Here is a 10,079-nt window from a genome sequence, read left to right on the forward strand (position 1 = left end):
CGGCTAAATCAACCACTCGGAGGTGCACATGTCCGCTCCCAACAACCGCGCCGTCATCCTCGGCGGCAATCGAATTCCCTTCGCCCGCTCGAACAAGCAGTACGCGAAGGCCACGAACCTCGATATGCTCACCTCGACCATCGACGGGCTCGTTGCCCGCTTCGGACTGGCCGGAGAGAACATCGGCGAGGTCGCCGGAGGTGCAGTCCTCAAGCATTCGAAGGACTTCAACCTCACCCGGGAAGCCGTGCTCGGCTCCGCCCTGGCACCGACGACCCCCGCCTTCGATCTTGGTCAGGCCTGCGCCACCGGCCTCGAAGCCGTGGTCAGCCTCAACAACAAGATCAACGCCGGGCAGATCGAATCCGGAATCGCCTCGGGCGTGGATTCGACGTCCGACGCTCCGATCGTCATCAACGATTCGATGCGCGAGATCCTCCTCGAGCTCACCCGTGCGAAGACGATGGTGCAGAAGGCGAAGATCGCCTCCCAGATCCGCCCCGCCTACCTTGCACCGCAGGCTCCGAGCACGGGCGAACCGCGCACGGGCTTGAGCATGGGCGAGCACCAGGCGATCACCACCGCCGCCTGGGGCATCAGCCGGCAGGCTCAGGACGAACTCGCCGTGGCCTCCCACAAAAACCTCGCCGCGGCATGGGAATCCGGTTTCTTCGATGACCTCACCACCCCGTACCTCGGGGTCAGCCGCGATACGAACATGCGTGCCGACTCGACCGTGGAATCCCTGGCGAAGCTCAACCCCGTCTTCGGCAGGAAGCTCGCCGCCGAGGCGACCATGACCGCCGGCAACTCGACTCCGCTGACCGACGGCGCCTCCTCGGTGCTGCTGGGCAGTGAGGACTGGGCCGCCGAACACGGATTCACCCCGTTGGCGCGCCTTGTCGATGCCGAAGCAGCCGCCGTCGATTTCGTCGACGGCGACGAAGGTCTGCTCATGGCCCCCGCCTACGCAGTTCCGCGGCTGCTAGCCCGCAACGGGCTGACCTTCGACGACTTCGATGTCTTCGAGATCCACGAAGCATTCGCCTCCACTGTGCTCTCGCACCTGGCCGCCTGGGAATCCGAAGAGTTCTGCAAGGACAAGGCCGGACTCGATGCGGCACTGGGCACCATCGACCGCGACAAGCTCAACCCGCTGGGCTCGAGCCTGGCCGCAGGTCACCCCTTCGCCGCCACCGGCGGGCGGATCATCGCCAGCACCGCCAAGCACCTGAAGACCACCGGCAAGAAGCGCTCCCTGGTCTCGATCTGCGCCGCAGGCGGACAGGGACTCACTGCGATTGTGGAGGCAGCATGAAAGACACCTATCTCTCCCTCGTCAACGGACCGCTGAAGCAGGTCGCCAAAACCCTCGGCCTGCCGCAGCCGGTGGAACTCAACCGCTTCGGCTCCACCCCGGCGTCCTATGAGAACAAGCCGGTCCTCGTCCTCGGCACCGGTGCGGGAGCCCAGGGGCTGGCCGATCAGCTGCTGGAGAACGGACTCGAGGTCCGCCGCAACGCCCAGACCGGGGAGAAGCTGCGGGCCGTCATCGCCGTCCTCGACGACGCGCAGTCCCCAGCCGACCTGTCACCGGTCGTCCTCGAGATCGGCGCCGCCCTGCGTTCACTGGCCGCCTGTGGCCGAGTGATCACCATCTCGACGGCACCGGACGCGCAGAACCAGACACCGGAGCAGGCCGCCACCGCCCAGGGCATCACCGGCTTCACCCGGTCGGTCGCCCACGAAATGCGCGCCGGCGCCACAGCCAACGGAATCCTCCTCGACGGCGTCGACCTCACCGCACCCTCGGTGACAGCGGCGCTGTGGTTCCTGCTCTCCGGCAAATCCGCCTATGTCTCCGGTCAGTTCCTCACGGTGTCTTCGGATGCCGGGCAGCGGCTGAGCCTAGACGAATTCATGTCCACCGGTGACGCCGGCCCGCTGGCCGGACGCACCGCCGTGGTCACCGGTGCCGCACGCGGAATCGGAGCCGCGATCGCCGAGAACCTCGCCCGCGACGGCGCCTACGTCATCGGCGTGGACATGCCGCAGGCCGGGCAGGCGCTGGCGCAGGTGATGAATCGGATCGGCGGCAAGTCGCTGCAGCTCGACATCACCGCAGCCGATGCCCCGGACAAGATCACCGAGGCGCTCGGGGCACCCGTGGACATCCTCGTCCACAACGCCGGCATCACCCGCGACAAGATGCTGGCGAACATGGACGCGGCCAAATGGGATTCGGTCATCGCCGTCAACATCGCCGCGCAGACGATGATCAATGCGCGCCTCTCGGAGAAGGGACTCTTCGCCGACGGCGCCCAGGTCGTCTCCCTGGCCTCGACCTCGGGAATCGCGGGCAACCGCGGCCAGACGAACTACGCGACTTCGAAGGCCGGAGTCATCGGACTCACGGCCGCCTCGGCGGAGGACTTCGGCGCCCGCGGGGGAGCGATCAATGCGGTGGCGCCCGGGTTCATCGAAACGGATATGACCGCGAAGATGCCCACCCTCACACGCCAGGTCGCGCGCCGGCTCTCCAGCCTGCAGCAGGGCGGTCAGCCGGTCGACGTCGCCGAAGCCATCGGCTTCCTCGCCTCCAGCGGTGCCCGCGGCATCAACGGGCAGACCCTGCGCGTCTGCGGTCAGAACATGGTGGGTGCATGATGGCGGATTCGATGCTTCCCGTCTACGCCCGTGCCCTGCTCAAGACGCTGCCGGTGGGACCGCGCACCGGTCCGGAGCTGCCGGACCATGCGATCGATCGCAGCATTCCGCTCGAATCGGTCGCCTATGCGGGCTTCGCCCATGTCGTCGGTTACGGCTTGAGCGATATCGTCCACCCCGGCTATCTGCACATCCTCGGCTTCCCGCTGAGCATGCAGCTGCTGGCCGACCCCGGAGTGCCGCTGCCGATGATGGGGATGGTCCACATCCACAACCGCGTCGACATGCATTCGCAGGCCCGCCTCGGCGAGGTCGTGGATTTCCACCTCGAGCTGGCCGGTCCCTTCGAGCACACGAAGGGCACGACGATCGAGGTTCGGCTCGAGGCGAAGGTCGACGGTCGTCCCGTGATGGACGAGGTGTCCACGTATCTGGCCAAGGGGCGCAAGCTCTCCGGAGCCAAGCCGAAGGCACAGGTTCCGCACCTCGAGTTCACGGCGCCGCAGCCCAGTGCCCTGTGGCGTCTGGATCCGATCATCGGTCAGCGCTATGCGAAGGTCTCCGGTGACTACAACCCGATCCACCTCAACGGTCTGGCCGCGAAGGGATTCGGATTTCCGCGGCAGATCGCCCATGGGATGTACAGCGCCTCCCGGGCGTTCTCGGCGATGGATCCGCGGCTCGAGTCCTACCGCTGGGATGTGTCCTTCGCGAAGCCGATCCTGCTGCCCGGCACGGTCGGCTATGCGCTGACCGAAGGGCGTCGTCACGAGGCTGCGCAGTCGGCCGTCTTCGACCTGAAGAACGGCAAACCGCACGTCCTCTCGCAGGTGGCACACCTCGACTGATGGCGTGATAAGTGCAGTGCGTCACAAAAGCCGATTTCGATTTTGCGACACCGTTTCGCGCATGTAGAGTTATCTCTGTTGCCAGCGCGAGTGGCGGAATTGGTAGACGCGCTAGCTTGAGGTGCTAGTGCCCAACTTATCGGGCGTGGGGGTTCAAGTCCCCCTTCGCGCACAACGAGGAGACGGCCTCCGGATTTCGATCCGGGGGCCGTTTTCGCATTCAGGAGTCGGAGTCGTCCGCGGCACAGGGGCTTCCGGCTTCCACGGGTCGAAAGTTCATACGCCCTGATCGAGATCACCGCGTATGAATTTCGAACCCGCGGGTACGGGGCGCAGGCCGAAATGTGTGTGCTGGCTGATCCGCTGGTGCACACCGTGTGGTCGGTCAGCAACGCCCGCCGGTGGGATACGGTGGTGGTTGTCAGGCCGATCACAGCACCGCCGCGTGATCGAACCACCATCGAGGGGAGCCCCCGTGTTTGATTTCAGCGCCGCAGAGGACGAAGTCACCGAACTGTGCCGTCAGCTCATCCGCATCGATACCCAGAACTGGGGCGGAAACAAGGCGAACCCGGAGCTGCCGGCGGCCGAACTCATCGCGTCCTGGCTCGCCGAGGCGGACCTGAAGTCCGAAATCGTCGAATCGTCGCCGGGAAGGGCCAACCTCGTCGCCCGTGTGAAAGGCTCCGACCCGAATGCTCCGGCACTCGTCGTCCACGGTCACACGGACGTCGTTCCGGCCGCAGCCGAGGACTGGAGCGTCGACCCCTTCGAAGGTGTCATCAAGGACGGGCTTCTGTGGGGCCGCGGTGCGGTGGACATGAAGGACATGGACGCGATGATCGTCGCCTCCGTCCGTGCCATGCTGGCCCAAGGGCTCACCCCTCGTCGGGACCTCGTGATCGCCTTCTTCGCCGACGAGGAGGCCGGAGGCAATTACGGCGCCCGCCATATGGTGCGCAATCGTCCCGAGCTGTTCTCCGGAGCCACCGAGGCGATCTCGGAGGTCGGAGGCTACTCCGTGGATGTCCGTGGGCAGCGCGTCTACCTCATCCAGACCGCCGAGAAGGGCTTGGCCTGGCTCAACCTCGTCGCCCACGGCACAGCCGGACACGGATCCCAGCGCAATGACGACAACCCGGTCACGCGTCTTGCCGCAGCGATCACCCGGATCGGCAACCACCCGTGGCCCCAGGAGATCCCCCTGGCCACGCGGAAGCTGCTCGAGGGCGTCTCCGAGCTCACGGGAATCGAATTCACGGCAGAGACGATCCCGCAGCTGCTCGCCGAACTCGGTTCGGTCGAGAAGTTCGTGGCACCGACCCTGCAGAACACCTCCAACCCGTCGTTCCTCGACGCCGGTTACAAACACAACGTCATTCCCGGTACCGCGACCGCTTATGTCGACTGCCGCACTCTGCCGGGCCAGCACGAGGACGTCATGCTCACAATCAAGGAACTCGCGGGAGAGGGCATCGACATCTCCGCCGAGGATGAGGGCGAGGCCCTCGAATCGCCGTTCGACACCCCGCTGGTTGAGCAGATGCGCAAGAGCCTCCTCGCCGATGATCCGAGTGCGAACGTCCTGCCCTACACTCTCTCCGGTGGCACGGACAACAAGTCGATGGCCGAACTCGGCATCACCGGCTACGGTTTCGCCCCGCTCCAGCTCACCGGCGACCTCGACTTCCCGGCCATGTTCCACGGCGTCGACGAGAGGGTGCCGATCTCGGCGCTCAAGTTCGGGACGCGGGTCCTCGGCGATTTCCTGATGAAGGCCTGACCGGCACCGGCAGAATCGTCACGACGATCCCGATGAGCACTCCGACGGCGCTGACCACCGTGATCAGTGTGACCTCGGAGCCGGGAATCGGCAGCAGCGCATCGAGTGCCAGTGCCCCGACCAGGTTGCCGAAGAGCGCGAACAGGCTGAGCAGCAGCACGCCCAGCCTGGCCACGGTCACCGTGGTCAGAGCGATGAAGACCACGCCGAAGGCCCCGCCGAGGAGGATCCACCACTGATCCGGTGCGGTCGGGAATCCGCGCCAGGCAACGCCGGTCATGAGCAGGACGACCGTGCCGATGACGAGCGCTGCGAAGCCGACGGTGAAGTTCACCGTGGTCGCGACCACCACCGATTCGGTGGCGGCGCGGATATGGCCGTTGAAGGCCTGCTGCACACTGGTCAGCGCCCCGGAGACGAACGGAAGCAGGGGAGTCCACAGCGGTATGCCCGACTGCAGGCGGTCGCCGGCGGCGAAGGCCAGGGACGCGAGCACGATGAGCACGCCGAGGATGCGCAGCACATTCAGGCGCTGTCGCCCTCCCGGCGGCAGCTCGGTGGAATCGACGATGAGTCCGCCGGTGACCTGACCGGAGACGAAGGCCATCGTGAACATCGCCACTCCCATCAGGGGAATGGTCGTGGCCTGCGCGATGACGACGAGTCCGCCGCTCAGGCCCCCGAGGAGCATCCACCACGGAAGACTGCGGTCACGCAGCAGTCCGACGAGGCGGCGGGCGGAGGTTCGAGAGCGGGCCGAGACAGCCAAGGCGATGCCGACGCAGAGGAGTCCGACGAGGAACGAGATGAGTGCGGCGAAGACGGCGTGGCCGAGCACCAGACCGAGCAGCCCGTTCGCCCGACCCTGCAGGGACATCGCCGCACCCGCAGCGATCGTGACGAGGCTGGCGGTGAGGACGGGGACGAGGGACGGAGACCTCAACCGATCAGCTGCTGACCGCCAGCGGCATGATCTTGCGGCGCAGCCACACGGTGCGGACTCCGCCGACGGAGATGCGGGTGCGGGCGAGCTCCCACTGTCCGTATTCCGCCTGGTCGTTGAGTTCCTGCAGGCTGACCGACCGCGGCACATCCCTGGAGAACGAGACCTTCCGGAACTCGTAGGTCATACGTGGACGCTGACGTTTCATAGCCTCACCCTAGACGATCTGGGCTAATCTTGACGGTATGCCCGTCATCGTTCTGCTGCGGCACGGCCTCTCCAGCGCCAACGTCTCCGGAATCCTGGCCGGACGCGCGCCCGGCGTGTCCCTCACCGAGGAGGGAACCCGGGCGCTGCGGGCCAACCTCGAGCTGCTGCCGCACCGGCACTTCGCCCAGCTTCTGCATTCGCCCCTGCAGCGCTGCGAACAGACCGCGACCATCGCGGCGGAGGCAGCCCGGTTCGAGCGCATCGATGCCGACGATGCCGTCATCGAACTCGACTACGGCGAGTGGACGGGCCGATCGCTCACAGAGTTGGGGGAGGAGCCCCTGTGGGCGACCGTGGTGAAGACGGCCTCGCAGGCCAGGTTCCCCGGAGGGGAATCCATCACCGAGGCGGCCGAGCGTGCGACGGCCCGCGTCCGTGACCTCGTGGCTCAGCTGCGCGAAGAGGAGCGTGCCGATGCGGAACTCGAATCCGCCGCGGATTCCGGAACGGACGCGGGGAAGTCGGCGCCGCCTCGGTGGGCGATGATCGTCTCCCATGGAGACATCATCAAGGCGATCATCGCCGATGCGCTGGGGATGCCGCTGGACGATTTCCAACGGCTGAGTGTGGCTCCCGGGTCGTTCACGGTCATCGACTTCGCCGGTGACAAGCCGGTGCTCGCCGCGATGTCGGTGACAGCCGCCGGACTCGCCCAGTCGGCCGCCGTCGGCGGCGGCGGAATGCGCTGATCCCGGCACTCGTGGGCGAATGCCGGGATCAGATGATGCTGGAGTGTCGGACCGTCAGCCCGAAATGAAATGCGCGGGCTCAGACCGCTGCGAGGACTCCCGTGCCGAGCAGGATGTAGAGGACGATGCCCAAAGCCACGCGGTACCAGACGAAGATGGCGAACGACTTCGTCTCCACATACTTGAGGAACCAGTGGATGACGACGAGGCCGAGAGCGAACGAAATCACTGTGGCCAGTATCGTCGGTCCCCAGCCGAGCACCATGGCCTCACTGCGACCGAGCGTCTGCGCCACGCCGTAGAGGCCCGAGCCGACGACGGCGGGAATGGCGAGCAGGAACGAATAACGCGCGGCGGAAGGACGATCGAAGCCCATGAAACGGCCGGCCATGATCGTCCCGCCCGAGCGTGACACGCCGGGAATGACAGCGAGCGCCTGGGCCAAGCCGAACAGGATGCCCTGACCCCAGTTCATATCCTCGAGGGTGCGTTCGCGTTTCCCTGCCCAGTCGGCGATGCCGATGATGAGGCCGAAGACGATGAGCATCGTCGCCGTGATCCAGAGGCTGCGCAGAGCACCCTCGATGTAGTCCTGGAAGAGCAGACCGATGATGACGATGGGGATCGAACCGACGATGATGAGCCAACCCAGGCGCACCTCGGGGTCCTTGCGGTCATGCTTGCCGACGAGTGCCTTGCACCATTTCGAGATGATAGTGACGATATCGCGCCAGAAGTAGACGACGACGGCCGCCTCGGTGCCGATCTGGATGATAGCGGTGAAGAACGCGCCCGGATCGGACCCCGGGAGCATGAGCTCGCCGACGATGCGCACATGCGCCGACGACGAGATCGGGAGGAACTCCGTGAGTGCCTGAACGATTCCGAGCACGGCGGCGACCAGCCAGTCGTACATACGACTCCTTGAGATTATGAGGTGGGAACGAAACCACGGTAGTCGCAGCATCAGGTAACCTCAAGAAGCATGAAGCACCAACGCCTCGGCACCACCGGTCTGGAAATCAGCGATGTGGGTCTCGGGACCTTCGAGTGGGGGCACCGGGTCGATGACCAAGTCGCCCAGCTCCTCGTCGATAGCTACAACGACGCAGGTGGCAACCTCATCGAGCTGCCCAGCTCGGCCACAGCCTCCGCAGAGGTGCTCGGGCGGCTGAGACTTCCCGAAGAGATTCTGCTGCTGTCCCGCGTGGGCGTGTCCATGAGTGATCCCGACCACATCGAGGTCGGGCTCGGGCGCTCGAGAATCCTCAGCCAGGTCGACTCGCTCCTGAACACGGTGGGACGCGATCACCTCGACGTGCTCGTCCTCGACGTCTTCGATGCCGAAGTCGACCGCGCCGAGACCGCCTCGGCCGTTGAGACGCTGCTCACGCTGGGGAAGATCCGTTACGTCGGGGTGTCCCACCACACCGGGTGGCAGCTGGCGGAGATGCGCGGAGCCGGGATTCCGATCGCCTGCGCCGTCGCCGAATACTCGCTGCTCAACCGCGAGGCCGAAGCAGAGCTCATGCCCGCCGCCGACTATGCGGGAGTCTCAGTCATCGCCGGAGCGGGACTGGGCCGCGGAGTGCTCACCGACAAATACCGGAACGCGACTCCGCAGGATTCGCGCCTGGCGGGGGAGCTGAGCGAATACGCCGGTGCCTACCTCGACGAACGCTCGAACCGTGTTCTGGCCGGCGTCCGTCGCGCCGCGACCGCGCTGGGCGTGTCGACAGTCGACATCGCGTTGGCCTTCAATCGCCAGCACGGAATCGCGAGCACCCTGGTCTCGCCCCGCACTCCGGCACAGCTGGCCGAGGTCACCGGCAGCGAGGTCGAACTGGCCGATGAGATCGCCGAGGTGCTCGACCAGATCTCATGGAGCCCGTCTGCCTAGAGCGAATTTCAGAGTGGGGGACAGGTTGCATGATGAGGCGGACGACAGAAGTGACTCCTCCCCGGGCGAATGATCGACCGTTGAACATCGCCGCGCTGCTTTTCGGAACTGCGGCAGTAGTGGCCTGGTTCGCAGGGGCCGTGTTCGAGGTTCTCAACGGACTGTCCGGTCTCGCGGCCACGTCGGAGAACGGACCTCCCTTTGATGACCGGTACTGGCTGCCAGGTCTCGTGCTCACGAGCGTCGTGCCATTCGCGATTGGCGGCCTTGCGTTCGTACTCGGCCTCATCGGCAGACGCCGCGCTCTGCAAGTTGCAGGTGCCTCGAGGATGGCCACGGCCGCGGTGGCGATGGGCGCGATCTCGTCAAGCCTCGGCCTGCTCGGGATTCTCATTGACGTCTATACGGGACAATTCGACAATGCGCTCTCGCTGCTCTGATCGGCTTCACGGGTGTCGCAGGCGGGGCATGTGCCGTCACGGCAACAAGGCGCACTCGTGCCACGCCTTTACGGAAACCTCCGCGAAGTGGTCAGCGCACGAAGTGCTCAGTCGTCCTCGTCGTCATCGTCGAGGAGGAACTCGTCATCGTCCTTGGCATCCTCGACGTCATCGAAGAGCTCGAACGGGGTGACTTCGTCGAACGCGGTGTAGATCGCGTCTTCGTAGATTTCGAAGGCATCGGCCAAAGCCATATAAGCGGCTTCGACTCGGGGGTCTTGGTCACCGTTGCGGTGTGCGGATGCAGCGTAATGCTCTCTCACTGCTTCGAGGAATGCGTCCAGGGCCTCACGAGGATCAGTGCTCATGACTCAAATGTATCCCAGGCCGGACCGACATGTAAGTCTTTGAACTAGTGTCCTGCGCCGGTAGTTCGTTGCATTAGTCGTGAGAGAGATTCCAGTATCTCTTCCGCGGTTTTCGTCCACACGAATGGTTGCGGGTCCTCGTTCCACGCCTTAACCCACTCGCGAAGGTCT

At 65.4% G+C, this 10,079-nt stretch carries 11 protein-coding genes and 1 tRNA gene; 8 read left to right on the forward strand and 4 right to left on the reverse strand.

The window, feature by feature from the left end:
* Window positions 1-28 precede the first annotated feature (28 nt).
* From BLIN9172_RS16370 to BLIN9172_RS16390, 5 genes are all read left to right on the forward strand, one after another.
* Window positions 29-1,318: an acetyl-CoA C-acetyltransferase gene (locus BLIN9172_RS16370; protein WP_101555998.1), complete on the forward strand. Its 1,290-nt coding sequence runs from the start codon at window positions 29-31 to the stop codon at window positions 1,316-1,318.
* Window positions 1,315-2,667: a 3-oxoacyl-ACP reductase gene (locus tag BLIN9172_RS16375; RefSeq protein WP_101555999.1), complete on the forward strand. Its 1,353-nt coding sequence runs from the start codon at window positions 1,315-1,317 to the stop codon at window positions 2,665-2,667. Before BLIN9172_RS16370 ends, BLIN9172_RS16375 begins: the two co-directional genes overlap by 4 nt.
* A complete protein-coding gene (locus BLIN9172_RS16380; protein ID WP_101556000.1) occupies window positions 2,664-3,515 on the forward strand; it encodes a MaoC family dehydratase in 852 nt (283 codons plus the stop codon). The genes BLIN9172_RS16375 and BLIN9172_RS16380 overlap by 4 nt, the downstream gene beginning before the upstream one ends.
* Before the next feature lie 84 nt (window positions 3,516-3,599).
* A tRNA-Leu gene (locus BLIN9172_RS16385) sits at window positions 3,600-3,687 on the forward strand.
* Window positions 3,688-3,990: 303 nt separating this feature from the next.
* On the forward strand, window positions 3,991-5,298 hold the full coding sequence (locus tag BLIN9172_RS16390) for a M20/M25/M40 family metallo-hydrolase (protein ID WP_101556001.1): 1,308 nt from the start codon (window positions 3,991-3,993) through the stop codon (window positions 5,296-5,298).
* On the opposite strand, the gene BLIN9172_RS16395 is transcribed toward BLIN9172_RS16390, so the two are convergent.
* Both BLIN9172_RS16395 and BLIN9172_RS16400 read right to left on the reverse strand, forming a co-directional pair.
* Window positions 5,252-6,241 carry a DMT family transporter gene (locus BLIN9172_RS16395; protein ID WP_101556002.1) on the reverse strand — a complete coding sequence of 330 codons (990 nt, stop codon included), beginning with the start codon at window positions 6,239-6,241 and terminating at the stop codon, window positions 5,252-5,254. The two genes, BLIN9172_RS16390 and BLIN9172_RS16395, sit on opposite strands and share 47 nt — an antisense overlap.
* Before the next feature lie 4 nt (window positions 6,242-6,245).
* Window positions 6,246-6,449, reverse strand: a complete 204-nt coding sequence (locus BLIN9172_RS16400) for a DUF5703 family protein (protein ID WP_025778388.1) — start codon at window positions 6,447-6,449, stop codon at window positions 6,246-6,248.
* A gap of 37 nt (window positions 6,450-6,486) precedes the next feature.
* Here BLIN9172_RS16400 and BLIN9172_RS16405 point away from each other — a divergent pair, with 37 nt between their 5' ends.
* A complete protein-coding gene (locus BLIN9172_RS16405; RefSeq protein ID WP_025778387.1) occupies window positions 6,487-7,200 on the forward strand; it encodes a histidine phosphatase family protein in 714 nt (237 codons plus the stop codon).
* A gap of 79 nt (window positions 7,201-7,279) precedes the next feature.
* On the opposite strand, the gene BLIN9172_RS16410 is transcribed toward BLIN9172_RS16405, so the two are convergent.
* A complete protein-coding gene (locus tag BLIN9172_RS16410) occupies window positions 7,280-8,116 on the reverse strand; it encodes an undecaprenyl-diphosphate phosphatase (RefSeq protein WP_101556003.1) in 837 nt (278 codons plus the stop codon).
* Window positions 8,117-8,185: 69 nt separating this feature from the next.
* Between BLIN9172_RS16410 and BLIN9172_RS16415 the strand changes: the two genes are divergently transcribed.
* Both BLIN9172_RS16415 and BLIN9172_RS16420 read left to right on the forward strand, forming a co-directional pair.
* Window positions 8,186-9,100: an aldo/keto reductase gene (locus BLIN9172_RS16415; protein WP_101556004.1), complete on the forward strand. Its 915-nt coding sequence runs from the start codon at window positions 8,186-8,188 to the stop codon at window positions 9,098-9,100.
* Between the two features lie 80 nt (window positions 9,101-9,180).
* Window positions 9,181-9,540, forward strand: a complete 360-nt coding sequence (locus tag BLIN9172_RS16420; RefSeq protein WP_101556005.1) for a hypothetical protein — start codon at window positions 9,181-9,183, stop codon at window positions 9,538-9,540.
* Between the two features lie 107 nt (window positions 9,541-9,647).
* Here BLIN9172_RS16420 and BLIN9172_RS16425 read toward each other — a convergent pair whose 3' ends face one another.
* Window positions 9,648-9,908: a hypothetical protein gene (locus BLIN9172_RS16425; protein ID WP_025778383.1), complete on the reverse strand. Its 261-nt coding sequence runs from the start codon at window positions 9,906-9,908 to the stop codon at window positions 9,648-9,650.
* Window positions 9,909-10,079: the final 171 nt, after the last annotated feature.

Origin of the sequence: Brevibacterium linens ATCC 9172 (assembly GCF_900169165.1) — a bacterium.
Classification (GTDB): domain Bacteria; phylum Actinomycetota; class Actinomycetes; order Actinomycetales; family Brevibacteriaceae; genus Brevibacterium; species Brevibacterium linens.